This is a genomic window from Brucella sp. TWI432 (assembly GCF_039674445.1).
GTDB classification, from domain to species: Bacteria; Pseudomonadota; Alphaproteobacteria; order Rhizobiales; family Rhizobiaceae; genus Brucella; species Brucella chromiisoli.
This window is the reverse complement of record NZ_JBDJNL010000004.1, coordinates 151269-177699: the sequence shown is the minus strand read 5'-3', so window position 1 is coordinate 177699 and position 26431 is coordinate 151269. Positions and strand designations below refer to the sequence as shown.

The window sequence follows — 26431 nt, the reverse complement described above, 5'->3', positions numbered from 1 at the left end:
CCACTGGCCCGTTTTTATTTGCTCAATGATTGCACGCCATAGGGTGCTAAAGTTATTGCCTCACCGCCTGCAATGACCACAGCCTGTTCATGGGATGTAATATTAACAAGCCAGACCTTATCTTCTACGGCAACCGCAAGAACGTCCGATGGACGTGAAGACTGGCACAATTGGAAGTTTTTCCCGGCAAGCTGCGCAAGCACTTTTACGGCGTTGAACAACGGACGCTTGTCACCCCTAGCTGTCGGCTCACCGTCACCTGCAAGAAGCCCGAATGGGCCGGTGAGGGCCGAAAGTGTCAGGCTGTCAAGGCCAGCATTCAGCACCGAAATGGCATAGGCCATTGCAAAACTTTCAGCGAATTTTCCATTATGGCGTGGGTCGCGATTGGCCATGGCAATGCGCTTGCCATGCGGATTTTCCATCGTTCTGCTGCCATAAGGGTTCTGGCGCATGGGTATGGTCGACGGCCCAATGCGATAGGGTTTGTCGCCGTAGATCGCCCGTACAGAACGGGTGATGAAAGGCAGTGCCTCCAATGTCTGCATGACGCTCAGATCGTCAGCGGCATGAACAATCGGATTGGTGCAATGGGTGACGAAATCAATCAGGTCGCCCGGAACGCGCTTGCGATTAAGCTCGGTGAAATAGCTCAGCATTCCGCCGCCAAGCTTCATATTCGGAAAAGCTGTTTTTGCTGCCGCATAAACATCTTCAAGTGGCGGGCAGGGTGGCCATTCGCTGCCGGGCGGCGTGGACTGCCGGTCTATCGCAGGTGAAATAATGATCGCATCCGGGTCAAAGCCAGCCGCTTCCATGTCAGAAGCAATTTGCTTCGTTTCATTTATAAGCGATTTCTCACAAGGCAATGCAATTTCTAGAGAAATTCGTCCTTGATAGCTTGCTGCCAGGGCTGCAAAATCCGCAAAAGCCGAGCCTTTATGATCTGCCAACGGGTCGTAATGAAATAACAAATCCTGCGGGCCAGTTTCCTGCAACAGATCAATCGCGGCAAGGCTTGCTTTGGCTTCTTCCGGTGTGATGATAATACCGATATTCGGCATTCGGCCGCTTGTGTCACCAAGCGTGATGCTCACTGGCTTCGCATACCGGGTGGTATTTGGTCTCGCTGTGCGCGTGTCAGCAATGTTGAGCACAATGCGCTGATGCTGGGGTTTTAAGGCTTCGATCGGATAAGGCCATGGCAAAGCAAGCGGACGCACATAGGTCTTATAAGATGCATCGGACCAGTTGCGCTGATCTTCCATCTCAAACGTATCGCCTTCCATGCGGCACTCGGCTGAAACGCCTGGCATGGCCTCATGGGTGATCGCACGCATATCCTTGAAAGGCTGCCATGGCTCAATCAGATCGGGTAGATGGGTTTTGTTGAGCGTACCATCGACATGCTCGACACTAATCGGCGAACCCGCAACGCCAACAATCGGATGCAGGATACAGAAGCCGCAACGGTTGGTTTCAAAACCTGTCGAGGTATTGGCAACAGCATCGAATGTGAGCGTGCCACCACTCTCTGACTGAATGCGAACATCAATGGTGAGTTGGGTCGCATCCGGACCTTCGCAACGCGCCTGATAGGTGACGACAAAGCCGGTGTCGTTTTCTTCGACGTTGAGGTCGTGGATTTCAGGGGTATATGTTCCCCAGTCACGATCCCGCACCAGATAGGAGACAGCGCGCAGAACTTCTACGCCGTCATAAGTGATAGTGCGAAGATTCCCGTCGCTTAAATCGACAGAAAGCAAGCCCGCTTTCAAAAGCGTCGGCTGAGCTTCGGTTTCACGGGTTCCATAGAGCAGGAAAGGATCGATGTTGCTCATTTGAGCAACGCCGTAATGTCGACGCGGTTGCCGCTCGCAGCACTGTCATAAGCAGCTTCGACAAGTGCGAAAGTCTTGAGATTATCCGCGCCCGATGTGGAGGTTTCTTTACCCGATGCAAGCTGATCCACCCAATGCTGTTGAATGGCAAAAACGCTTTCCTGAATATTGTGCCACGGGCGTGAGGCCCATGAAAGCAGCTTTGGCGAAACGTCGGAAACCGTGGTGCCGTTCGGCGTCATCACTTCAAGGCGGTAGCCGTGATAAAGCCGGATAGAGCCTTTCTCGCCATCAAGTTCAATAAGTGTTTCCGGGAATGGATCTGTCTCCAGCTTGGTGGCGTAGCTCACATCGACAATCGAGGTGGCACCATTTTCATGGTCCATGAGAATGGTTGCTACGTCTTCGCCTTTGATCTTCGGGTTCACGCGCTTGGTGCGTGCGACAAGGCTGGTCACATCGCCCAGAATAAAGCGTGCAATATCAAGCGTGTGAATGCCTAAATCTTCGATGATAAAGCGTTCGCCCTCTGCAAGATAAGGTTGGCCGGAAAACACGTCGAAGCCGGAGCGGAAGGAGAAGCGCCCCCAGAAAGCTGCGCCGATGACGCCGCTATCAAGCGCCTTGCGTACCGCCTGAATAGGCGTCTGCCAGCGGAAGTTTTCATGGACCATCAGCGGAATACCCGCTTCATCGCAGACCTTCACCATGGCCTTTGCATCATCGAGCGTTTTGGCAAAAGGTTTCTGGCAGATTGCGGGTACCTTGTGGGCCGCTGCAAGCTCCACCAGAGCGCGATGGCTTGAAACTGTGGTGGCGATGTCGACAAAGTCGATGCAGCCATCTGCAAACAGCGCCTGCGCATCCGTGTAGCGGCGTTCGATGCCAAACTGGTCGCCGACAATTTTCAACCGCTCAGGATCGCGGTCGCAGATCGCCACGATTTTGGCACCCAAGACGTCATTCCATGCATGCATCTGGTTGATTGCGAAGAAGCCGCAGCCGATCAGAGCGCCATTCAATTCTGCCATTTACTGAACCTTTATCCTGCTTTTCGGGACGTGCTCGTGTTCAATATTGGCGAAACTGCTGAAATTGCAAAATTTGCGCAATTTTCTGCATGGTTCCTCCCAAATCAAGCCTGTCTCCCAAACGGCTGAAAAAGGGAGGGCTAGCGCCCTCCCTCATGGTAATTACGTGATGCGACGGATGCTTTCTGCGATTTCTTCCGGTTCAAAAACGTTCTTCCAGTCGTCACGCATCAGCGCAGGAATACCGAATTCGATTGCCTTGTTGCAGGCATCGGAGAACACGCCCTGCACTTCGCCAAAGATGACGGCGCCAAGAACATTCATGTGGCCGAGCAGGAAGTCGCGCGCTGCTTCTTCAGGAACGCCGCGACGAACGCATTCGTCCATGGCCTGCTTCATCACAACCAGAAGCGATGCGCAAACGGTTTCCGAAAGACCTGGCTCGAGAATTGCGAGCTGCTCGACGGTGACGCGGTGCGAGCGCATGACGGGTGCCCAGATGACCTTGGCGATTTCTTCACCCAGTGCATAAGCTTCTTCCGGGCCCTGCATCAGGGCTGAAACGATGTGCTGCTTGGCAAACAGACCGCCGAAGTGGTCTTTCTTTGCCTGCATGTCGGTTTCGTCGTTGAAGATTGGTGGATGGCAAGGATGGGTCACGAAATAGGTGAGGTCTGCGCGTTCCGGCAGGTGACCGGCAAATGGTGCGGCTGCATCGAGTGCAATAACCAAAGTGCCGGGCTTGAGCTTGTCAACAATGCCTGCTGCAACTTTACCGATGATGGTATCTGGCACAGCTAGAATGACGACGTCTGCGCCTTCCAGCCCTGCATCCGCATCGATGGTGTCGATGCCGAGTTCGTTTTTCAGACGATCCTTACCGGCGTCGCTGACTTCGATGTGACGAACGTCAAAGCGCGAACCTTTGAGGTTCTTGGCCAGACGGTAGCCCATCTTGCCGCCCGCTCCAAACAAAGCGATAGCTGTCATAATTGTATTTCCTTCCCGTAGTTTTGGTATCCAACTGGCATAACCAGTCAATGAGACTTCCAGTTTCAGGCGGTCAAGCCGTCGCGAATCTGGCTGAAATATCCGTCAGAACCGACCTGACCGCCCTTGAGAGCAATCTGGAGGCCGTTGGTGGCGGCGTGAGCGCCGTGCGCCGTGCAAAGAGGCGACCCCGGTGTTTGTGGAAGCGGCAGAAGCGTGGTGAGCGCATCGACGTGCAATTCACGCAATGCGTGGCTGGACGTATCGCCGCCGGCAATGACCGCGCGGGTAAGCTGTTCGCGCTCGACAAGGCTGCGGAGGATGAAGCCGAGGCTGCGCGCCAGTTTGTGGCGGCTGCCTGCGATCTTGTCGATTTCTACACCGCGATCAGCCGAAGGGCCGAGCGCCGTGTTGAGGATCACGCTGTTGCCTTGCTTGAGCGCCTTCTGGCCTTCTGCAATGGCGGTTTCGATAGCCTGAGCACTGTTTTCGCTGATAATATCGAGCGGATTGAGATCAATGCCGGTAAAGCCGGAAGCGGTCGCGTGGCGGATCTGGCGCTCGGTGGTTGGTGACACGCTGCCTGAAACGACCGCAATGCGGTCCGCCTTTCCGGGAAGCGCAAACTCTTTCTTCGCACCGATCAGCCCGGCTTTGGCCCAGGCGGCCAGAAGCGCATATTCGACGCCAGACGAACCAGTAACAAACCAGCCCGCATCAGGACGAAGACGCCAAAGCTGTTCGCCCGCCTGCAACTGGCTTTCGTGGCTGTCGACGTCAAGCAGCAACATGCCGTCAGCATTTTTGGCAATCGCATCCAAGCGGTCATTCGCATCGGCGGCTGAAAGCGCTACGAGGTCCGCAAGCACGGTTTTTAGTGCTGTCTGCTGTGCCAGATGGACGCGTAGGTCCGCCTCGTGCATTGGCGTCACGGGATGACGGCTCATGACCGGATGGCGGTCTATACGGTAGGTTTCACCCTGATAGGCGGCAAAGAGATTGCCGAAAGCGGTATAGCGCTTGAGCTGTGGTGCGCCGACTATCAGCGGCACATAAGCCTGATTAAAGATCGCCTTGCCGATTTCCACGGCCTTGCCGATATTTCCGACATGCGGTGCGGAATCGAATGTCGAGCAGACCTTGTAATGGGCAATCGCAGCATTGAGGCTTTTCAGCCAGTTGAATGCAGGTGTGAGATGTTCCTGCATCCATTCCGGCGTTTCGCTGCGGCTGGTGCCTGCAAGGCCGATGGCTTTGCAATGGGAAAAGCGTGACAGAAGCTTTTCATCCGGTACATTCATGAAAAGAACAGTGTCAACGCCGTTGGAAGCCATGGCTTCCATAACATCGGTCGAGCCGGTGAGGTCGTCGCCGTAATAGGACAGGAGAAGATTGTTCGCCATTATTCGCCTCCTTTCCCGAACTTATCGAGCGAGGCTGCAAGCTCAGGATGGTTCGTGGCATAGGTTTCAAGAGGGATGCCAGCGACTGCTGCTTCCCATGCCTGCTGCACGGCACGAACACCAGCTGCCGGGCCACCCGGATGACTGACAATGCCGCCGCCGCAAAGATAAAGAAGGTCCGTCGTGCGACCTGTGCGCTCATAGGTTTCAGGTGCCTGTCCGCCCCACTGGCCGGAACCTGCCACAGGCAGCGGGCAATCGGTCGGGTCGAACAGCGGCGTGCTGACAGCCTTGAACGAATTGACGAAGCTTTCGTCCGGCTCCCAGTATTTCACGCGGATGCCGTTGATCTGGAACTGATCGACGCCGAGCAGGCGCCAGAACTGCTGATAGACGCTGAAATCCATGCCTGCACCCGGATTGCGGGTCAGGATGTCCCAGCCGTTACGGTGCGCATGCAGCACAAGACCGGAACGCTTGCGCAGGAAGCTCATGCCGCCAAAACCGACGGAGTTGATGTTGACAACCGCGCAATTACCGCCAGCCTCCAGCACCATGTCATGATTGCGCATCATCTCATCAGGATCGGCGTGTGAAATGCCGAAAGCATACATAACTTTCTTGCCGGTCTTCTGCTCGTGATTGAGAATAAGCGGCATGATCGCTGCAATGCGCTCTTTAAGTGGCGAATAGGCAGGGCTCATCAGCTTTTCATCATCCTTGATGAAATCGACGCCGGATTCGATCAGTTCACCGACGAGTTCTGCGGTCTCATGCGGACGCAGGCCGAGTGCTGGCTTAACGATAGTGCCAATGATTGGGCGCTTTTCAACGCCTGTCAGACGGCGGCTTCCGGGTATGCCGAATTGCGGGCCGGGATGCGCGCCCTTGAAAGCTTCCGGCAGCTTCATGTCGATCACGCGGATGCCGGTCATGCCCTTGATCGAGTAAACACCGCCAACGGCAATCGTCATCAGCGCTGCAAGGTCGGTGCCGATCGCATCGAGCGGAAAAGCAATGTCCACATCAGCACGCTTGATAGGGCCGTGTCCGGGTTCAAGCTCTGGCCAGGCTGGAACTGTTGCGTCTTCAAGGGGGCGGATTTCCAACACACGCGCTGCAACGCGGGCTTTTAATTCTTCCGTTTCACCGAGGAGGGCGACAAAAGTGCCGGTCGACTGATCGCTGGCGATTTTGGCGGCCATCTTTTCGATGCTGCCGGTTGTCTCAATGCGATAGGTCAGACAGATGTTCATCGGGTTCTTTGTCGCTCGCTGCTTTTTTGAAGCGCATCCCGAAAACCGTTTCACACTTTTCGGGATTCGCTCTCGTGTTCCACCCATGTCAGAAAGGCTCTGACATTTTATGTCGCGCATTCGCCGGAAAGTTTCTCCTCACTTCCCGGGATGCCATTGAAGCACTTGGCTCCGATAGCGAACTGGTATAATGAGTATTCCAATATCTGCAAGTGGAAAATTGTTGGCCCATTGATGAGAATGTGGGTAACAACTTTCATCCCGTCGCTTGAAGATGCATAAGGGGGGAGAAAGCTCATGAACAGTGAGATGCCATGAACAAGCCCATAGAACCCATCGTTCGCCGCAAGTTATCTGACGAAGTTTTTGACCGGCTCGAAAACATGATTACGTCTGGCGAATTGACGCCCGGCGATGAAATGCCGTCTGAACGCGTGCTGATGGAGCGTTTTGGTGTGGGCCGCCCGGCGATCCGCGAGGCGATGCAGTCACTTGCCAAGATGGGGCTGGTCAGCATTTCGCATGGTGAGCGTGCAAAGGTGTTAAAGCTCACTGCGAGGTCTATCTTTCAGCAGGTTGATCCTACAGCGAAAATTATGCTCGCTCAATCGATTGATACGCTGGAGAATCTCAAGAGCGCACGTATCTTTTTTGAGCGTGGTATTGCACGTGAAGCTGCCCTTAAAGCGAGCGATAAGGACATTGCCGATCTTCGTGCGATCGTCGAGCGGCAGCGGGAATCGTTGGGCGATGCGGATGCATTCATTTCAGCCGATATGGAGTTTCATATCCGTATTGCGAAAATATCCGGCAATCCGATTTTTGTAGCGGTGAGCGAGTCTATGCTGTCCTGGCTGCGCGAATATCACACTCATATGCTGATTTGGACGGGTAAGGAAAACTACACGCTGGTCGAGCATGAAGAAATTCTTGATAGTATCGCTAAACGAGACCCGGATGCTGCGGAAGGTGCCATGCTTCATCACCTTGAACGTTCGAGGGGCTTATATACAAAATAGTAAGCCGTTCTTCCAACACCGCTAAAATGCGTTTTCAGAAGAGCCCCGCGCATCTGGAAAAATGCACGGGGCTCTCGATGTTAGGCTCTGCCTGTGAGGGAAGCATTGAGCAGATCAAGCGCACCCTGCTTCGTGAGTTCAATCGGATTGCCGCCTGCTGTCGGATCAACGATTGCCATTTCTGCGATCAGTGTCTTGCGGCCTTCGTCCATTTCAAGACCCTTGATAAAATCCTGCAATGTGTCGGGAACACCGAGATCGCTGCGTAACTTCATGATTGCGTCAATGAACCCGTCAAATCCGCCTTTGATACCCAGATAATTTGCAAGCCGTTCAATGCGCTTTTCGATTGCAGCCTGGTTATGATACAGAACATAAGGCATGAAAACGGCGTTGGTCATGCCGTGATGTGTGTCATAAAGCGCACCAATTGGATGGGATAGCGAGTGGATCGCGCCCAGCCCTTTTTGGAATGCGGTTGCCCCCATGGCGGCTGCGGCCATCAGATTGGCACGGGCTTCAATGTCAGAGCCATTGGCATAGGCCTTTGGCAGATTTTCAAATACCAGTCGGATACCTTCAACCGCAATGCCATCGGCCATGGGGTGAAAACCGGGCGCGCAATAGGCTTCCAGACAATGCGCAAGCGCATCCATGCCTGTGCCAACAGTGATGGAAGGCGGCATGCCGATTGAAAGCTCAGGATCGGCAATGACCGTCACGGGGAGCATTTTGGGGTGAAAAATAACTTTCTTGGTGTGGGTTGCTTCATTGGTCAGAACGCCCGCGCGGCCCACTTCCGAGCCGGTTCCCGCCGTGGTCGGCACGGCAATAATCGGCGCAATTGCGCTGCTGTCAGCGCGGGTCCACCAGTCGCCAACATCTTCAAAGTCCCAGACAGGGCGCGTTTGACCTGCCTGAAAGGCTATGAGCTTCCCCAGATCAAGTGCGGAACCGCCACCAAATGCAATCACACCATCATGCTTGCCGTCATTAAAGACGTTGACGCCAGCATTGAGGTTGCTTTCAACCGGGTTGGGCTTCACATCGGAGAAGACGGCATATTTGACGCCTGCCTTATCAAGAATGGCAAGCGTGGAAGCAACCACGGGAAGTTTTGCAAGTCCTGGATCGGTGACAAATAGTGGGTGTTCGATACCGGCTGCTTTCAGCACGGCCGGCAGTTCCTTAATACGGCCCGGTCCAAAAAGCACGGTGGTCGGGAAATTCCATTTGGCAGTCAGATCGGTCATGTCGATGCTTTCCAGATATTTGAAACAGATCAGATTTTTTCACGCAGGTGGAAGGATTTTGGCCGTGTCAGGTTGCCATAACCGATAGGCGAAAGGGCAGCACCCTTGCCGGTATCCTTCACGCCGGTCCAAACCAATGCCGGATCAAGATAATCGCAGCGGTTCATGAAGACGGTACCGGTTTCGATGCGGTCGCCAAGGCTTGCTGCACGGTCCGTGTCGGTTGTCCAGAGCGAAGCGGTCAGGCCGTAAATGCTGTCATTCATCAGCGCGAGCGCTTCCTCATCATTGCGCACCTTCATGATGCCTACAATGGGGCCAAAGCTTTCTTCCCGCATGACGCTCATCTGGTGATCAACATGGGTGAGCACCTCCGGCGCAATATAAGGCGAACCGGCGATGTCGTTCTCAACTTTCATATTGACGTGCGCTTTGGCACCCTTGCGCAAGGCTTCGGCTTTCTGCTCACGAATAAGATCGGCAAACCGTGCCTGCGCCATCGGTCCTAGCGTGGTTGCGGCATCCAGCGGATTGCCGACGACATATTGCTTTGTCAGATCGATGAAACCATCGACAAATCGGTCATAAACAGCTTCATGCACGTAGATACGTTCGATACCACAGCAGCATTGACCGGAATTGAAAAAAGCACCATCGACCAGATTGGCAACAGCATGGTCGAGATTAACGTCGGGCAATACATAGGCGGGGTCTTTGCCGCCAAGCTCTAGTCCCAGCGTCATGAAAGTGCCAGCGGCTGCCTTTTCGATAGCCCGGCCACCGCCAACGGAGCCTGTAAAGTTGACATGGTCGATGGTGCCTGATGCCAGCAGTTTTTCTGTAGAGCCATGATCGAGAACGATATTCTGGAAAACGCCTTTTGGAATGCCGGCCTTCTCAAAGGCCTGCGCGAAGCGTTCGCCCGTCAGCAAAGTTTGCGTTGCATGTTTAAGCAGAACCGTGTTGCCTGCCATCAATGCCGGAATGATCGTATTGACGGCGGTGAGATAGGGATAGTTCCACGGCGCGATGACCATGACCACGCCCAGCGGAACATGCTTTACATAGCGGCGAAAGCCATCTTTTTGTGCAGGCACATAAGGTTTCAGCGCTTCTTCTGCAATGTCGATCATGTACTGGCCGCGTTCCTGAACGCCGCCATTTTCGCCGCCATAACGTGTGGGGCGCCCCATTTGCCAGGCAATTTCAGGAATGATTTCATCCTGCATTGCGGCCAGCGCATCCAGAGCTGCACGACAATAACCGGCCCGTTCTGCAATGTTTAAAGCTGCCCATTGGGGTTGCGCCTTGCGTGCCGCCGTGACTGCCGCATGGATCGCGGTGTCACTGGCATAGGCGCGCTCTGCATAAACCGAGCCATCGATAGGGGAGATAATTCTGGCCGTGCCGCTCATCGGGCAATTCCTTATGTAAGTTTAGTAGCGTTCGAAACCACGATGCAGTTCCCAGTCGGTTACGCGACGGTCATATTCAATCTGCTCCCAGTGGGCGGTGTGGACATAGTGATTGACCACTTTTTCACCGAGTGCTTCCTTGAGGAATGCCGAGTTCTTGAGGGCTTCTGCCGCTTCGCGCAGCGTGTATGGAATTTCCTTGAGTTTGACTGCGCTATAGGCATCGCCAACGAAAGGATCTTCCAGTTCCAGCGCTTCGTCGATGCCCTTTAAGCCTGCCGCGATAAGCGCTGCAAATGCAAGATAGGGGTTGAGATCAGCGCCGCCAATCCGACATTCGATGCGGATAGATTTGCTGCCTTCGCCACAAAGCCGGAAGCCTGCTGTGCGGTTATCCTGACTCCACATGATCTTTGTCGGCGCGAATGTGCCCGCCTGAAAGCGTTTATAAGAGTTGATGTAAGGCGCCAGAAAATACGTATATTCAGCCGCATATTTAAGCTGGCCTGCCACCCATGAGCGCATCAGCGGTGTCATGGTGTGTGGTGCTTTGGGATCAAAAAACAATGGCTCCTTGCCATCCGCACTCCAGATAGAGTTGTGCACATGGCTTGAACTGCCAGCCTTGTCATAATCATATTTGGCCATGAAGGTGATGCACTTGCCATGGGCCTCGGCGATTTCCTTCATGGCGTTTTTCATGATGACATGACGGTCGGCCATTTCAAGTGCTTCCGCATAGCGAACATTGAGTTCCTGCTGACCCGGCCCCCATTCGCCTTTGGAGTTTTCAACGGGAATACCGGCAGCACCTAAATGATTGCGCATCGCGCGCAGAACCTGCTCTTCCTTGGTGGTCAGGTGGATCACATAATCCTGCACATAAGGAGAGGCGGTTTCCATCTCCTGCCAATGTTTGGCGCGCGCGGTTTTATAGGTTTCATCAAAGAGATAGAATTCGAGTTCCGATGCGAAATAGGCGCGATAGCCGCGTTCATGCAGGCGGGCGAGCTGCTTTTTAAGAACCGCACGCGGTGAATGCGCAAGGTCTTTGTGATCGTGATGATCAAGCACGTCACAAAGCACGATCGCGGTTTTTTCCAGCCATGGCGCAAGACGCAGGGTGGAGAGGTCTGGCTTCATCACGAAGTCGCCATAACCCTTGTCCCAACTTGCGGCTTCATAGCCCGGAACCGGCTCCATATCGATGTCATTGGCGAGCAGGTAATTGCAGCCATGCGTTTCATCATGGGCCGTTTCCACGAAGAATTCCGCATAAAAACGTTTGCCGATCAGGCGGCCCTGCATATCGACGAAGCAGGCGAGAACCGTATCAATTTCGTCATTTGCGACGGCTTTTTTTAATGTGTCGAAAGTTAGTTGTTCGGCCATTATGCTTCGCTCCTCACGGTATCACGCGCTCAATATCGCTAAAAATCGCAGCAAGTTGCTTAGCCCAGGTTTCCTGCGCTTCACGGGTGGCGATTTCGTCGTTGCGTATCTCAATCATTGCACAGGGTGCATTGCGCGGTCGCGCATGTCGCTCAAGGGTGTAATAAACGCGATCGGCTGGCGAATAGGGTTCATTTACGCCGACGTTCAGCGCCTTGTTTTTCTTAAGTGCAGCAATCAAAGGCTCTGCAATGCGCGCATCCGCATCATGAATAATGCCAATCTGCCATGGACGTGAGATGCCCTTATAGCTTGGTGTAAAGGAGTGAATGGTGACGATCCACGATGGTAGTCCACGTGTGGCACGTGCATGGATGACTTCTTCAATACAGCGGTGAAAAGGCCTGTGCGACAGGTCAATTCGTGCTGTGCGTTCAAGGGAATTGAGATCATGATTGCCGGGGATGACCGTCGTTTCGCTGATTTCAGGAATAAGATCGCGCGCTTCAAGTGGACGATTGCAATCAATCAGCAGGCGTGAATAGGTCGCCTCTATCAAAGGGGCATCAAGCTGTTGACTAAGATGGCGTGCAACCGCCACAGCACCCGGATCCCAAGCAATGTGTGCGTTTAACGATTGAGGGTCGAGGCCAAGCCCATCAAAGTGCTCAGGCATGAAATTGGATGCATGTTCGCAAACGAAAACATAGGGACTTCCCCCCGCTTCGTTGACGACCAGAACCGGCTTTAGGGCCGGGTCCTGATGATCTCGCTGGTCGGCCATTCTCTCTATTCCCCTGCGCTGTAACTTTTGTTACGTTTTTAAAAATATGCGCTATTGCGGAATATTTGATACGTCGTAAGATGCTTTGTCAAACATAATTTTGTGCGAAATTGAAAAGAGCTGCGGGAATGGAAATTGCCACATCGATGGGGGCCAGCATCGCGGAGTTGCTGAACGAACGGCTCGAAAGCATGCCCGCCGGAGAGCGCAGTGCCGCGCAAACTCTGATTGCCAATTATCCCATGCTGGGGCTGAAAACAGTGGCAGAATTTTCAGCACAGGCAGGCGTCAGTTCTCCGACCATTCTGCGGTTTGTAAACAGGCTCGGCTTTCAAAGTTATTCGGAGTTTCAGGCGCATTTGCAAAATGAGCTTGCTGCACAGTTGCAATCGCCGCATCATCGCAACGAAAAGCCTGAAAAGGCAACGGACACGGCCTATCCGGCAGTGGAATATACACTTGATAATATTCGGGAAAGTTTTCGGCATCTGGGCGACAAGCAATTGCAGCAGATCGTTGCTGCTCTGAGCAATTCCAAGGGAAACGTTTATCTGATCGGCGGGCGTTTCACAGATCCGATAGCACAATATATGACAGCGCATATGTCGATTATCCGGCCGCATGTTTTCCATCTGGGTGGACAGGAAAGCATGTGGCGTGATCGGCTGCTGGATATGGGAAAACGCGATGTTCTTGTTGTCTTTGACATTCGCCGCTATCAGGAAAGCTTGTTGAGCCTTGCGGAAAAAGCGCGTGGGCGAGGGGTTGAGATTATTTTGATAACCGATCAGTGGTTGTCACCGATTGCCCGTGTTGCCCGGCATGTCTTGGCGGGGCGGATTGCGGTGCCTTCTGCATGGGATTCATCAGCGTCGATTTTCGTTCTTGCGGAAACCATTATTCGCGAAATGACGCGCGCTTTAGAGCATGACAGTGCCGCGCGCATCGCTGAGCTGGAAGCACTCAGATGAGCGCATCACCAAATTAGCCGTGGCCAGAAGCATTTCCTGTTTTGATTGAATCCTTGGAAATGCTCTATTTCCCAGCTTTCGGTGCTTTAAAGACAGGAAACGGATATGTTTTGCCGAGAACGATGCCTGCTTTTTGCAGCACGTCTTCGGGTGCCGCATAAGGTTTATGGATCCAACGCTCCGGCAGGGTTGCAATTTCTGGCACCCATTCGCGTACATAAGCGCCTTCGCTGTCAAACTTGTCGCCTTGCAGAACTGGATTGAAAACGCGAAAGTAAGGGGCTGCATCCATGCCACAGCCTGCCACCCATTGCCAACTTCCCGGATTGCTGGCGATGTCGGCATCAACCAGCGTGTTCCAGAACCATTTTTCGCCTTCGCGCCAGTCGATCTGCATGTTCTTGCTTAAGACAGAGGCGACGAGCATACGCACGCGGTTATGCATCCACCCGGTTGCCCAAAGCTGACGCATGCCTGCGTCAATCATTGGCACGCCGGTATTGCCCTTCGTCCAAGCCTCAAACAATGCCGGATCATGTTTCCATTCGATATCTGCAAGCGTGTTGCGCATATCGTTTTCGGCAATATCCGGGCGAAAGTAGAGCTGATGATAATGAAAATCGCGCCAGATGAGTTCGGACAGGAATTTCTCGCCGCCGGTCTGGGTATCCGGGTTCTCATCCATCAACGATAGTGTTGCATGCCATGCCTGACGCGGACTAATCTCGCCAAAGCGAAGATGAGGCGAGAGCTTGGAAGTGCCTTCAACATTGGGGCGGTCACGATCGCCCGCATAATTGCGGATGGTCTTATCAAAGAAATGGTAGAGCTGATTGATGGCTGCGGCCTCGCCAATTTCCCACAGACCCTCCATTTTCTTCGACCAGAAAGGCTGTCTGAAAGGCGCTCTTTCCGGTTTATCTTGCAGCGTGGACGGTACAGCTTTCCAGTCAGACGATGAAAGGGGGCGGGTTACGCCTTGCTGGCGCAGGGTCTTTGCGTAAGGCGTGAAGACTTGATACGGTCCACCGCTGCCTGTTTTGATCTCCCATGGCTCTGACAGAAGATTGCCCGCAAAAGAGGCAACGTTCAGCCCTTTGTCTTTCAGAGCTGTTTTGACATGAGCATCCACGCCACGTTCTTGCGGGGCATAGCGCCGGTTCCAGAAAACAGCATTAAACCCATTTTTTTCGACGAGCTGTTCAATGATTTTCAATGCGTCGCCATGCATAACAATCAGTTCGACATTGCGCGCATGGAGGCTTTTCTCAAGCGAATTCAGGCTCTGTTCCAGCCACCAGAGCACAGCGCCGCCGGGCGCGCGCAATTGGGGATTGATTTCATGAACATAAAGCGCGGTTATACTACCGCCGAGTTTGACGGCTGCATCAAGTGCCGGATTGTCCGCAAGGCGCAGGTCATTCCGCAACCAGACAAGTGCATTTCCATTCATTGAATAATCCTTGCCTGACGGGCTTGAGAAGATTGAGCATGGGCTGCTTTGATTGTATATGCCAGTTTCTTCACTTGCAGGTTCGTGATTTACGACTTCGGCTTTCTGGGACCGGGAAAAAACGCATTGACGCGGCGTTGCAGTGCGCGGAATTTTTCTCCGCGTGATTTGATCATGTGGTCTTCAAGCGGTGGAATTCCCGATACGTGGACCAGCAGCCAGTACATCTGGATGGGGGCGAGCAGCGATAGCCAGCTCCATGGTGATGCGGTGATTGCCATGAACGGCCATGCGCACCAGAAAAGCCATTCGAAGAAATAGTTTGGATGGCGCGAATAGGCCCAAAACCCGGTCTCGCAGATTTCGGTTTTGGCGGCAGGCGTTTTGCGAAACTGCGCAAGTTGTGCGTCTGACAGCGCTTCGCCCGTGATCGCGATTGCGATAATTACGACAGTAATCATATCGACGAAATGCGGGAATTCAGGGCGGCTAACAGTGGCAAGATAGACTGAAAGCACCAGAATAAACGCTGCCAAAGCCTGTATCTGCAAAAACCAGAACAGACGTTTTGGTGCGCTATCGCCCCATTCCTTCATCAGCTTTGCATAACGTGGGTCTTTGCCGTGGGACATGCTTCGCTGTCCAATATGCAAGGCAAGCCGTAGCGACCATGCAAGGATGAGGATCAGGATCGCTGAACGGCGCGGCCAAGAGGTGTCGGCCAGAAGTACGGCGACCATCGCGCCCAGACCAACCGAAAGCGACCATATTGCATCGATCCAGCCGCTTTTGCCGGTTTTTCTCTCCAGCGCCCATGCAAAGCTCATGAGAAGAGACAGAAAGATAGCAACAATCAAAAGAAGGCCGATTTGCATGGCGCACCCTGGGTCAGAATGACGATTTATACCATGCAATACGTTTGGTCCCGCTGTTTGGTTTCCTAAGCCGTTTAAAAAAACCAAGAAAGTTTCAGCATCCGTTGAACCAATCGTCTTCTCAAAACGTAAGATAGAGAAATGCGGCACAGTGAGGGACTTATGGACATTACAAACCATCCGGGCGGCGCTAAACGTTTTAGGCTCGCGATTATCGGGAGCGGTATTTCTGGTCTGTCTGCTGCATGGCTTTTATCGCAACGCCATGACGTCACCGTTTTTGAAGCAGCGGAGCGCATTGGCGGGCATAGCAATACGGTCGAATTTGCAAGCAACACCGGCCCCGTTGCGGTCGATACGGGCTTTATTGTTTATAATGAAGTGACTTATCCAAATCTGACGGCATTGTTTAAAATACTTGATGTTCCGACTGCCGCATCGAATATGTCCTTTGCCGTCTCCATTGGAAATGGCGCTTATGAATATTCCGGCGGCACCGGGCTTGGCCTGTTTGCACAGCGCTCAAATCTCGTTCGCCCGCGTTTTTGGTCTATGATCCGCGATCTTTTGCGCTTTTACCGTAACGCTCCCAAAGACCTGGCGATGATGGGCGGCATTTCGCTTGATGATTATCTTGCGCGAAATGCTTATGGCCGGGCTTTCCGGGAGGATCATCTCTATCCGATGGCGGCTGCAATCTGGTCAACGCCTGCCATGGAAGTTGGTCAATATCCGGCAGCGAGCTTTGTTCGCTTTTGCTGCAATCATGGCTTGCTTGCTTTGCGGGATCGCCCGATCTGGCGGACAGTCAAGGGTGGCAGTCGTGAATATGTGCAGCGCATTACGCAGCCCTATGCCGACAATATCCGGCTTTCAACACCCATAAAATGGGTGCGACGGCATGAAAATGCGGTCGAATTGACCGATGCAAGCGGTGGTGTTCATTTCTTTGACGATGTGGTTATCGCAACTCACGCCGATCAGGCTTTGCGGATGCTGGCCGATCCCAGTGCAGAGGAAAGCCGCATTCTTGGTGCATTTAAATATTCACGCAATGAGGCGGTTCTTCATACCGATCTTTCGCTCATGCCAAAACGCCGGGCGGCATGGTCGAGCTGGAATTACCTGACCAATGCAGCCAACGGTTCGTCGCAGCCCTCAATCACCTACTGGATGAACCGCTTGCAGCCCTTGGGAACTGCGCCCGATACATTTGTCACGCTCAATCCGTGTCGTGCGCCGCGTGAGGATCTGGTGATCCATCGCGAGATCTATGAACATCCAATCTTTGATATGGCAACGGATCGCGCGCAGAGGGAAGTCTGGTCGTTGCAGGGACAGCGCCGAACCTGGTTTTGTGGCGCACATTTTGGTTCCGGTTTTCATGAGGACGGTTTGCAGGCCGGTCTTGCAGTAGCGGAAGACCTCGGCGGACTGCGTCGCCCATGGCGGGTTGAGCAGGAAAGCGCGCGCATTGTTCGCCAGCCTGTAACGATCCGGGAAAGGGCGCTGGCATGACCGGTATTTTCAAATCTGCACTGTTTCCGGGGCATGTGACCCATGCCCGCTTGCGGCCAAAGGAACATAAGCTCGCCTATAAAATCTATTCACTGCTGCTCGATCTTGATGAGCTGGATGTGCTTCACCGCAGGCTCAGGCTGTTTTCGGTCAATCGGTTCAATCTGTTTTCTTTTTGCGAAAAAGATCGCGGCAATGGATCAGCAACATCTTTGCGGGCGCAGATTGAAGATGCGATGCGCAGCACAGGTATGCAACCCGATGGAGGCGCGATCCGTCTTCTGACGATGCCGCGTATCCTCGGCTGGTCGTTCAATCCGTTGAGCATTTTCTTTTGCTATAATCGTGAAGATCGGCTCACGGCTATTCTATGGGAAGTCGACAACACGTTTAAGCAGCGCCATGGCTATATGATCCCGGTCGAAGCAGAGCAGGGCGAGCGCATCGTGCAGACCTGCGACAAGGCGTTTTATGTCTCACCCTTCATGGATATGAAGCTGCGCTATGAATTCGAGGTTCAGCCTCCGGCGGATAAGCTCGCAGTCAGGATCAACACCTTTGATGACGAAGGTCTGGTGCTGACAGCGCGTCATCTGGCGCGTCGTGTGGAGCTCAGTGACATGGCTTTGTTGCGTGCCTTTTTTGCCATTCCATTTCTGACGTTGCGCGTTGTCGGCGGCATTCACTGGGAAGCGCTGAAAATCTGGGCGAAGGGGATGAAACTCCGCAAGCGTCCAAGCCCACCGCAGGATCCCATATCCCATATCCATCATGACATGTCTCGGGAGAGGAACAGGGTTGCATGAGCCAGTTTGATGAGTCTTCCCATTACCCGGCCCCCATATCTGTTGGTCGTTCGGTTTTAAGCCCGTCGGCGCGTGTGTTAAGGCGGCTGCTCAGTCAGGTGCGATATGGCCGTCTGAACCTTGTTTTGCCTTCGGGACAATCCGTTGTTGCTCAAGGTATATTGCCCGGACCGGAAGCAAAAATCGTTATCAAGAGCTGGCGCTGCCTGCGTCGCTTGTTAGCGGGCGGCGATATTGGCTTTGCGCAGGCCTATATCGACGGTGACTGGTCGTCCCCGGACCTAACAGCGGTGATCCGCTTTGCCGCGCGCAATCGCGACACACTTGTTTCGACGCTGCACGGTTCACGCTTCATGCGCATTGTTCACCGTGTGGGGCATTTGCTCAATGCAAATACACGCCGTGGCAGCCGCAAGAATATCGAGGCGCATTATGACCTTGGCAATGATTTCTACAAACAGTGGCTTGATCACACGATGCTGTATTCGTCAGCCATCTGGAATGAAAACACGCATGGCCTTGAAGATGCGCAGGCATACAAGTTGAAGCGTATTGCTGACAAACTGGCGCTTGGGGGGGGCGAAAAAATCCTCGAGATTGGGTGTGGTTGGGGCGCCTTGGCAGCCCATCTTGCAGATGATGGCGATGCGCATGTCACAGGGATCACTTTGTCACCCTCCCAGCTCGCCTGGGGCAAGACTGTCGTTCAGAATGCGGGACTTAAGGATGCCGTTGATTTGCGCCTGCAGGATTATCGCGATGTCAAAGGGCAGTTTGACCGGATCGTTTCCATCGAAATGTTTGAGGCTGTCGGTGAGGCTTACTGGCCCGAATATTTTGCGACGCTCAAGCGGTGTTTAAAACCGGGCGGCAAAGCCGTTTTGCAAATCATCTCAATTGAAGATGCACGCTATGAAAACTATCGCCGCAAGGCGGATTTCATTCAGAAGTTCATCTTTCCGGGAGGTTTTTTACCTTCCGACAAGGTGCTTGAACGCGACCTCTCCAAAGCTGGTCTGGTTTTGAAAGAGATTGATCATTTCGGTCACTCTTATGCGCTCACGCTGGCTGAATGGCGGCAGCGTTTTACTGCCAATTGGCCTTCGATCGAAAAGCTGGGCTTTGACGACCGGTTCCGCAGGCTTTGGGAATATTATCTTTGTTACTGCGAGGGCGGGTTTGAAGAAGGCGCGATCAATGTCGGCCTTTATACGATTGAACATGCTTGATGACATGAATCCACGGATGCAGGAGGCACCGATGCAATGGATACGCATAATAGGGAGCATAGCTGTGTTAACGCCGTCGATTGCGCAGGCTGGCGACATAAGCGGCAACTGGGCGCGCGGCGATGGCAAGGCGCGGGTCAAGATTGCAGAATGTGGCAAGGATATTTGCGCCACCAATACGTGGATCAGGTCCGGAACCCCAAAAGAAAAAGCCGGCGACCGTCTGGTTATGAACATAAACCAGATTGCGGGCGGCCAATATTCTGGAACTGCTTTCGATCCCCAGCGCAACCTTACCTACAAGCTTAGCGTAAAGGTAAACGGCGATAAAATGACGACCTATGGCTGCGTTCTGGCAGGTCTTTTGTGCCGTGATGTCAGTTGGTCACGCATAAAGTAACGCAGAATGCATAATGTTTTAGTTAAGCCGGTTGGCACTGGAGAGTGGTTTAGATGAAATCCTATATTGTCGCTTATGTGGTCACAGCCTTCGCTTTTCTGGCAATTGATTCAGTCTGGCTGACGAATATGGCCAATGTGTTTTATCGCCCTGCCATGGGCGATATGCTTGCGCCAAGTTTCCGTCTCGCTCCAGCAGTCGTATTCTACGTGATTTTCGTATTTGGACTGGTGTTTTTCGCGGTGCGACCGGGACTTCTCGCAGGAAGTGGAGCCGTTGTGTTGCTCAACGGTGCGCTTTTAGGATTTGTTGCCTATGCGACTTATGACCTGACCAATCAAGCCACATTGAAAAACTGGTCATGGGCCCTGACAATTGTCGATCTGATCTGGGGGACTGTGCTGTCTGCCGTCTCGGCCTATATTGGCTATTGGGTAACGTCGCGTTTGGTCGGCTAGACTGGAGAAGTAATATGCAGAAATTGGGTCTTCTGGCGGTCTTCGTCCTTGTGACGATTACGATTGGCATGACGATGGGTATCAGTTTTCCTCCGGGTGAATGGTATGCATCGCTACAAAAGCCGTGGTTTACGCCGCCCAACGGCGCTTTTGCGCCAATCTGGACGATCCTCTATGTCTTGATTGCGATTGCGGGCTGGCGAACCTGGTTGAAGGACACCGGTTGGCAACGTCGCGGGCCATGGTTTGGTCAAATGGTGCTGAACTTTATCTGGTCGCCTATTTTCTTCGGTGCCCATATGACGATGCTTGGACTGGTGGTTATTATTGGCGCATGGCTTTGCGTGCTGTTGTTCATCATCCGCGCATGGCAGCCTGATCGCATATCCGCATTGTTGTTTTTGCCATATATCGTCTGGCTGTCTTTGGCGACTGCTTTGAATGCAGCCATCGTGGTTCTAAACTGAAAATGAAAAAGGCGGCAATTTTGCCGCCTTTTTCAGATGCCTATCAGCGGTTGAACCATGCGCATCAGCCAACCCTGGAATTTTAGTGGGGCATCCGTCACGGCAAGGCATATGCAATCACCGCCGTTCGAAGCGATTGGTTGATGCACAAGATCGGCATTTGCTTCTTCAATATCGCCACGCGCAAAAATGCCGGTTTCATCTTCGAAACTGCCACAAAGCACCAGCGTCAGCTCGCGTCCGCCGTGGCCGTGTTCGGGTACAGGTTTGCCAGCCGGGATCTTCAGCAGCCTGACATTGGTTTCGCCATCATTGATCGCAATCGGCACCTGATAAGCACCACGACCAAGAGATTTCCATTTCAAATCAGGCAGATCGCCACCAACGTAAGAGCGCAGTGGTTCAGGCAGAATGGCAGGCGTTGCAAGGGGTGAGCCGCGATGTTGCACGGGTTGCGGGGGCATCTTCGGCTGATTTGTGAGCCGGTCTTTTACCGAATCCCATGAATCAATTTTGATTTCCTGCGGAGCGACTGTTTCGAGAAGCTCACCGCCAATTTGCTCAAATTGTTTAAGCCGGGAGCGGCAGGCAGGGCAAAGCGCGAGATGTGTTGCGACAGCGATACTCCAGCCTTCAGCCAGTGTTCCGGCTGCATAGCTTGAGAGAAGTTCGTCGCTTAGATGGTGTTGAATGTTCATCACTGCGCTCCCGAATTATCGAGCGCAGAACGCAATTTGTTAAATGCCAGCCGCAGGCGTGATTTCACGGTTCCTAAAGGCAGATTGAGCTTTTTGGCTATCGCACTGTGGGTGCTTTCCTCGAAATAGGCGAGTTCGAGCAATGCGCTTTGCTCTATTGGCAGGTTCGCCATCGCAGCCCGCAACTGATTGGCGGATTGTTTCTGCGCAATCAGAATGTCGGCAGGCTGCTCTTCATCGGGCACGAAGGCCGGGTCGGTTGGGTCGAATTGCGGACGCCGCGCACGCCGAATGGCATCAATGCGTTGATTGCGTGCAATCGTGAAAATCCAGGTAGACAGGGCTCCTTTGGAAAAATCAAACTGGTCTGCCTTGTTCCAGACTGCAATCATGGTTTCCTGCATCAATTCTTCCGCTGTTTGCGTATCGGCAGACAATTTGGCCATATAGGCTTTAACGCGCGGTGCGAAATGTTTGAAAATCGCCTCGAACGCGTCCATGTCGCGCCGCGAACTGACCGCCAGCATCAATTCCTCCAGGGAGGGCTGATTTTCAGAAGCAGTCCGCTCGGTCATCCGTGTTGAATCCCATATGCTCAGATGCGACAAAGCCAGAAGCGGCGAATAGCACTCTATTTTCTTTTGCCACGTCTGTGAGCTGAAGGAAACGTTTGTATTCATAAAGCCTGATACGAAGGCAAAATGAAACTGGATCACAGTCCAGGTAAAACTGTCAATTTTTTGTGCTGTACGGCTGTATGATGGCTGAGTGTCGGGGCTGATAATCTTGCCCATAATCGCGCAACAGAGAGGTGGCAGTGTCATACTCTACGGCTTTGGAAAAGGCATAGCCTTGCCCAAGCTGGCATCCCATTTTTTCGAGAGTTTTTGCCAATTCAAGCGTTTCAACACCTTCTGCGACGAGTTTGATGTTCAAGTCTCTTGCGATTTGTACAATGCCTTTTACAATCGCGACACTTGGATCACCGGGCACAAGACGGCATACAAAAGACCGGTCAATCTTGATGATGTCGACCGGAACGGTGAGAAGATGGGCCAGTGCAGCAAAGCCAGTGCCAAAATCATCGAGCGCGATACGCACACCCAGTAAGCGAAGGTTTCGAATACCTGATGCAACAACATCGTCGCGCTGCCCGATATAGGCGTTTTCTGTTACCTCTATGATGAGATGGCACAGCGGAACATTATATTGGGCAAATGTCTTTGAAACGAAAGCAGCAAGATCGCCCACATAGAAGTCTGCTGCCGTGACGTTAACGCCGACATGCTGTACGGGAAGGCCCAGGTCCAGCCAGCGCCTTATGTCCTGCGCGACGATAGAAAGCATATATTGGGTGATCTCGGATGCAATATGCACATCGGAGAAAGATTCCTGAAACATGGCCGCAGAAAGAATGTCACCTGACGGCGTTGTCATACGGCTCAATGCTTCAAAGCCGATTATTTCCTTCGTATCAAGCCGGATGAGTGGCTGATAATGTGCCGTAATACGCTTTTCTTCGAGCGCTTCACGCACTTCCCTGATCGAGTTTCGCCTGTGAACGATCCGGGTGCCGACATTGGCTTGATAAAGCACAAAACTGCCGCGTGCATTTTCCTTGGCATGATAGAGCGCAAAATCCGCATTGCGGCGCACAGTTTGCGGATGCGTATCAAGAGCAGCAAGAACTGCTCCGCCGATCGTCACGCGTGGCAGGATTGTCTGACCGTCACAATGGACAGGCGAAGACAGAGCTTCAAAAACAAGATCTGCCGCATGATCAAGGTCGTAGAGTGCTTTATGGTTCTGGATGATGACGGTAAATTCATCCCCGCCCGTACGGAATGTTATATCCGGCGAAAGAGCCGCTGCAATGCGCGTGGCAATCGTGTTGATCAACACATCACCCACTTCATGGCCAAACGTATCGTTGGTGACTTTGAGGTTATCAATGTCGATAACAAACAAGGCCCAGCTACCGGGTAATTCGCAACGCAATTGCGACAGCGCATCATCAAAGGCTGTGCGATTGGCGACGCCCGTCTGAATATCCACCGTCGCTCTTCGCTCATAATTGAGGATTCGCATTTCGCGCATCATCGCAAGCTTGCAAAGCCCCACAGCTATATCGATGATTTCTTGCTCGGCTGCCGATGGCGTGTGCTTCTCATCAAAATAGACCGCCAATGCGCCCAGAGCATCGCCTGTATCGCTGAGGATGGGGATTGAAGTGCATGCAAGCAGCCCCAGTGGCAGGGCGAGCTGCTTATAACTTGCCCACTTGGGATCGTTTTCAATATCAGAAACGACGACCGGCACTTTGTAATAAATGGCGCGACCGCAAGAGCCGACGTTCGGCCCAACGACAATTCCATTGAAAGAATAGCCGTAACTATCGGGGAGATTTGGCGCGGCGAGCATATGCAGCATTCCCGCCTGATCGACGGAGCAAATCATCGTGCGGGCATTTAAAATCAGCCCTTCAATTCCAAGACACAACTGCTCAAGCGTTTGCTTCAGAGGATTGCCTCTGGCTATCAGCTCAAGAACATTGTTCTGAAATTTTAGCACGCATTCCCCTTCGTTTCGTCGTCTTATTTTGATTGTAATTTTACACGCTTATATCATTTTTCAAAGGACTGTCTTATGGGAGTATCGAATATAGTTACTTCAATATTTATTGAAGATTCATAAGTTTATTGCTTTTTTACTTTGTAGATTGTGAGCCTAAAATTAGAAATTGGTAATAGAAGGCGCACTGTTTCAATAATCGATCATCACCGCACCCATATCACGTTATGTGCCGGTAAATGGCGTGGTCTATGCTTTGGTTTGCATTCTGATAGAAGCGGGTAAGACAATGGATTGGCGCCCCTTCTTATAAGAGAGGTGTTGTGCACGAATTCCCGATGCTGCAAGCGTCGTGATTTGGCCATATGCGCCTGAATGGCAGGCTCAATGTAAAATCACGCCCGTGCCTTGTGGTTTTTGTCATCGCTCTGTCATGGGGGCAGAATAAAAGCGCGCAAACAATCAAAGATTGCGGGCAATGTTACACGTCTCAAATATATGCACTGATTTTGCTGTTCAGGCCGAGGGGATAAGCCTGGCCTATGGCTCAAGCATCATCCTTAAAAACATTGATCTGAATTTGCCAAAAGGCCAGACGCTTGCGCTGCTCGGTCCATCGGGGTGTGGCAAGACCACATTGCTGCGTCTGGTGGCAGGTCTTCTCGCACCAAAAACAGGTTCCGTCATGATTAATGGCGTGAAGGTTGCCGATGCTGCAACGGGGCGCTTTTCTCCGCCGGAAAAGCGTCAGCTTGGCATGGTGTTTCAGGATTACGCACTGTGGCCGCACATGTCGGTTTATAGGAATGTCTCGTTTCCGCTTGAAATGCGTGGGGTCGGACGGGCCGAGCGTGAGACTCGTGTGAAATCGGCATTGGATCGGGTTGGCCTTTCGGGTTTTGGTGATCGCTCGATCAGCGATATGTCGGGCGGTCAGCAGCAGCGTGTGGCGATTGCGCGTGCAATTGTTGCCGAACCTGGCCTCGTGCTGTTTGATGAACCGCTTTCCAATCTTGATCGTGAATTGCGTGAAAACATGGTCAGTGAAATCGGCCAGCTTGTCGCCAATCTCGGTCTGACCGCAATTTATGTGACGCATGATCAGAGCGAAGCTTTCTCACTGGCGCATCAGGTGGCGATCATGCGCGCCGGTGTTATCGAACAGCTTGCGGCACCCGAAATTCTCGTTGCGCAGCCGACCACACCAGCGGTTGCCGATTTTCTTCGGCTTGGCTGTGTGATGCCGGTGGAACGAGCGAGCGCTGGCTATCGGATAGCGCAAACGGACATTCATCTTTCACATCTTACGGCTCCCGAAATGGCCACGCACGTGCTGCTGCCGTCACGCTCGGTTCGCAGTGTTGAAATGAGTGATGCATCGATTCCTGCGACCGTTCTGCGCACACAGTTTCGCAGTGATGGGCACCTGACGACTGTCCGCATCGGTTCACAGCATGAGGGGCATGAACTGACCTATCTTGATAATCATCGTCACACGCCCGGTGTTCCTGTCGGCATAGCAATCAATGCTGAAGAGCTCCGCTGGTTCGCCTAACAATCACTTCACGTCCCATATCTCAGGAGAGATTTATGAAGAAGTCACTTATCGGTGCTGGTATGGCATTTGCCGCAGCTCTGCTCGCAAGCACGGCAGCATTTGCTGACATCACCGTTTATTCAGCTGGTCCCGGCAAACTGATTGAAGGCCTGGCCGCTGGTTTCACAGCCAAGACAGGCACAAAGGTCAATGTCTTTCAGGCAACGACAGGCAAGGTAATGGCGCGTATCGAAGCTGAAGCCGCCAACCCTGTTGTCGATGTTCTGATTTCGGCCTCATGGGATACAGCAACGGATTTCGCCAAGCGCGACTGGCTTGTGGCATACACAAGCCCAAATGCTGAAAAAGTTCCCGATTTTCTGAAAAATGAAACGGCTGTTGCACAGGGTGTTTCGGCACTTGGCATCGCATGGAATCCAAACAGCAAGACTCCAAAGCCAACCGAATGGGCTGACCTTGCCAAGCCTGAATACAAAGATCTGGTGAACCTTCCAGATCCATCGCAGTCGGGTGCAACTTTCGAGCTTGTTGCAGCGCTTTCGGAAACGCAGGGCTGTGATCTTTTCAAGAAGCTCCATGAGAATGGTGCGGTTGCTGCCGGTGCTAACGCAGAAGCGCTGAACCCCGTGCTTCAGGGCGCGAAAGCAGCTGTTTTCGGCGCTGTCGATTATATTTCCCTCGCAGGCAAGGCCAAAGGCGAGGCCATTGACGTGATTTTCCCGACATCGGGCACCGTCATTGCGCCGCGTCCGGCCATGATCCTTAAATGGTCCAAAAATCAGGATGAAGCCAAGCAATTCATTGATTACATGCTTTCGGAAGAAGGCCAGAAGATGGTGGCAAAAACCTATCTGATGCCCGCACGTTCCGACATTTCTGCAAACCGTCCTTTGATCAACGATCTAAAGATTCTGAAGATTGATGCAGCGGCCGTTTACGGCAAGCGTGATGAAACGCTGAAAGAGTTCAACGCGATTTTTGGCGCGAAGAAGTAATGAACCGGCGGCTCTCTCAATATTGGGAGAGCCGTTTCATATTGTTTA

At 52.8% G+C, this 26431-nt stretch carries 23 protein-coding genes and 1 pseudogene; 10 read left to right on the top strand and 14 right to left on the bottom strand.

Going from position 1 to position 26431, the window contains the following annotated elements; all coding sequences use genetic code 11:
• Positions 1-14: 14 nt before the first annotated feature.
• The 5 genes from apnL to oiaX all read right to left on the bottom strand — a co-directional run bounded on the left by apnL (position 15) and on the right by oiaX (position 6521).
• Complete coding sequence (gene apnL, locus ABE527_RS09515) at positions 15-1841, bottom strand: D-apionate lactonase (protein ID WP_499696760.1); 1827 nt, start codon at positions 1839-1841, stop codon at positions 15-17.
• Complete coding sequence (locus tag ABE527_RS09510) at positions 1838-2872, bottom strand: Gfo/Idh/MocA family protein (protein WP_499696759.1); 1035 nt, start codon at positions 2870-2872, stop codon at positions 1838-1840. The genes apnL and ABE527_RS09510 overlap by 4 nt, the downstream gene beginning before the upstream one ends.
• 162 nt (positions 2873-3034) lie before the next feature.
• A complete protein-coding gene (locus ABE527_RS09505) occupies positions 3035-3862 on the bottom strand; it encodes a phosphogluconate dehydrogenase C-terminal domain-containing protein (protein WP_499696758.1) in 828 nt (275 codons plus the stop codon).
• Positions 3863-3927: 65 nt separating this feature from the next.
• Positions 3928-5265 (bottom strand): four-carbon acid sugar kinase family protein, encoded by a 1338-nt coding sequence (locus ABE527_RS09500; RefSeq protein ID WP_499696757.1) that lies wholly within the window; start codon positions 5263-5265, stop codon positions 3928-3930.
• Positions 5265-6521 carry a 3-oxo-isoapionate-4-phosphate decarboxylase OiaX gene (gene oiaX, locus ABE527_RS09495; RefSeq protein ID WP_499696756.1) on the bottom strand — a complete coding sequence of 419 codons (1257 nt, stop codon included), beginning with the start codon at positions 6519-6521 and terminating at the stop codon, positions 5265-5267. The genes ABE527_RS09500 and oiaX overlap by 1 nt, the downstream gene beginning before the upstream one ends.
• A 314-nt stretch (positions 6522-6835) precedes the next feature.
• Here oiaX and ABE527_RS09490 point away from each other — a divergent pair, with 314 nt between their 5' ends.
• Positions 6836-7540, top strand: a complete 705-nt coding sequence (locus tag ABE527_RS09490; RefSeq protein WP_499696755.1) for a transcriptional regulator NanR — start codon at positions 6836-6838, stop codon at positions 7538-7540.
• Between the two features lie 80 nt (positions 7541-7620).
• On the opposite strand, the gene ABE527_RS09485 is transcribed toward ABE527_RS09490, so the two are convergent.
• Genes ABE527_RS09485 through ABE527_RS09470 form a run of 4 tightly spaced genes read right to left on the bottom strand, consistent with a single transcriptional unit; the run spans position 7621 to position 12384 of the window.
• Positions 7621-8793 (bottom strand): iron-containing alcohol dehydrogenase, encoded by a 1173-nt coding sequence (locus tag ABE527_RS09485; RefSeq protein ID WP_499696754.1) that lies wholly within the window; start codon positions 8791-8793, stop codon positions 7621-7623.
• Positions 8794-8822: 29 nt separating this feature from the next.
• Positions 8823-10208 carry an aldehyde dehydrogenase family protein gene (locus ABE527_RS09480; RefSeq protein WP_499696753.1) on the bottom strand — a complete coding sequence of 462 codons (1386 nt, stop codon included), beginning with the start codon at positions 10206-10208 and terminating at the stop codon, positions 8823-8825.
• A gap of 21 nt (positions 10209-10229) precedes the next feature.
• On the bottom strand, positions 10230-11600 hold the full coding sequence (locus ABE527_RS09475) for a glutamine synthetase family protein (protein ID WP_265983999.1): 1371 nt from the start codon (positions 11598-11600) through the stop codon (positions 10230-10232).
• Between the two features lie 13 nt (positions 11601-11613).
• On the bottom strand, positions 11614-12384 hold the full coding sequence (locus ABE527_RS09470) for an N-formylglutamate amidohydrolase (RefSeq protein ID WP_499696752.1): 771 nt from the start codon (positions 12382-12384) through the stop codon (positions 11614-11616).
• 128 nt (positions 12385-12512) lie between these two features.
• Between ABE527_RS09470 and ABE527_RS09465 the strand changes: the two genes are divergently transcribed.
• Positions 12513-13355 (top strand): MurR/RpiR family transcriptional regulator, encoded by an 843-nt coding sequence (locus tag ABE527_RS09465; RefSeq protein WP_499696751.1) that lies wholly within the window; start codon positions 12513-12515, stop codon positions 13353-13355.
• Positions 13356-13419: 64 nt separating this feature from the next.
• Here the strand turns inward: ABE527_RS09465 and ABE527_RS09460 are convergent, their stop codons facing one another.
• Both ABE527_RS09460 and ABE527_RS09455 read right to left on the bottom strand, forming a co-directional pair.
• Positions 13420-14808, bottom strand: a complete 1389-nt coding sequence (locus ABE527_RS09460) for a cryptochrome/photolyase family protein (protein ID WP_499696750.1) — start codon at positions 14806-14808, stop codon at positions 13420-13422.
• Between the two features lie 89 nt (positions 14809-14897).
• Positions 14898-15683, bottom strand: a complete 786-nt coding sequence (locus ABE527_RS09455; RefSeq protein WP_499696749.1) for a DUF1295 domain-containing protein — start codon at positions 15681-15683, stop codon at positions 14898-14900.
• A 162-nt stretch (positions 15684-15845) separates the two neighbouring features.
• Here ABE527_RS09455 and ABE527_RS09450 point away from each other — a divergent pair, with 162 nt between their 5' ends.
• From ABE527_RS09450 to ABE527_RS09425, 6 genes and pseudogenes are all read left to right on the top strand, one after another.
• Complete coding sequence (locus tag ABE527_RS09450) at positions 15846-17201, top strand: NAD(P)/FAD-dependent oxidoreductase (protein ID WP_499696748.1); 1356 nt, start codon at positions 15846-15848, stop codon at positions 17199-17201.
• Positions 17198-18017: pseudogene (locus ABE527_RS09445) on the top strand (DUF1365 domain-containing protein). Before ABE527_RS09450 ends, ABE527_RS09445 begins: the two are co-directional and overlap by 4 nt.
• A complete protein-coding gene (locus ABE527_RS09440) occupies positions 18004-19236 on the top strand; it encodes a class I SAM-dependent methyltransferase (RefSeq protein ID WP_499696747.1) in 1233 nt (410 codons plus the stop codon). Before ABE527_RS09445 ends, ABE527_RS09440 begins: the two are co-directional and overlap by 14 nt.
• A 31-nt stretch (positions 19237-19267) precedes the next feature.
• On the top strand, positions 19268-19636 hold the full coding sequence (locus ABE527_RS09435; protein WP_265984007.1) for a DUF2147 domain-containing protein: 369 nt from the start codon (positions 19268-19270) through the stop codon (positions 19634-19636).
• Between the two features lie 53 nt (positions 19637-19689).
• Positions 19690-20094, top strand: a complete 405-nt coding sequence (locus tag ABE527_RS09430) for a DUF2177 family protein (RefSeq protein WP_265984008.1) — start codon at positions 19690-19692, stop codon at positions 20092-20094.
• Positions 20095-20108: 14 nt separating this feature from the next.
• Positions 20109-20561: a TspO/MBR family protein gene (locus tag ABE527_RS09425; RefSeq protein ID WP_499694327.1), complete on the top strand. Its 453-nt coding sequence runs from the start codon at positions 20109-20111 to the stop codon at positions 20559-20561.
• Between the two features lie 32 nt (positions 20562-20593).
• Here the strand turns inward: ABE527_RS09425 and ABE527_RS09420 are convergent, their stop codons facing one another.
• The 3 genes from ABE527_RS09420 to ABE527_RS09410 form a co-directional block, all read right to left on the bottom strand.
• Entirely contained in the window at positions 20594-21259 is a 666-nt protein-coding gene (locus tag ABE527_RS09420) for a ChrR family anti-sigma-E factor (protein ID WP_499696746.1), read from the bottom strand.
• Positions 21259-21834 carry a sigma-70 family RNA polymerase sigma factor gene (locus ABE527_RS09415; RefSeq protein WP_499696745.1) on the bottom strand — a complete coding sequence of 192 codons (576 nt, stop codon included), beginning with the start codon at positions 21832-21834 and terminating at the stop codon, positions 21259-21261. The genes ABE527_RS09420 and ABE527_RS09415 overlap by 1 nt, the downstream gene beginning before the upstream one ends.
• Before the next feature lie 157 nt (positions 21835-21991).
• A complete protein-coding gene (locus ABE527_RS09410; protein ID WP_499696744.1) occupies positions 21992-23830 on the bottom strand; it encodes a bifunctional diguanylate cyclase/phosphodiesterase in 1839 nt (612 codons plus the stop codon).
• A gap of 478 nt (positions 23831-24308) precedes the next feature.
• Here ABE527_RS09410 and ABE527_RS09405 point away from each other — a divergent pair, with 478 nt between their 5' ends.
• Both ABE527_RS09405 and ABE527_RS09400 read left to right on the top strand, forming a co-directional pair.
• Positions 24309-25385, top strand: a complete 1077-nt coding sequence (locus ABE527_RS09405; RefSeq protein ID WP_499696743.1) for an ABC transporter ATP-binding protein — start codon at positions 24309-24311, stop codon at positions 25383-25385.
• A gap of 35 nt (positions 25386-25420) precedes the next feature.
• Positions 25421-26383: an ABC transporter substrate-binding protein gene (locus tag ABE527_RS09400; RefSeq protein WP_499696742.1), complete on the top strand. Its 963-nt coding sequence runs from the start codon at positions 25421-25423 to the stop codon at positions 26381-26383.
• Positions 26384-26431 lie beyond the last annotated feature (48 nt).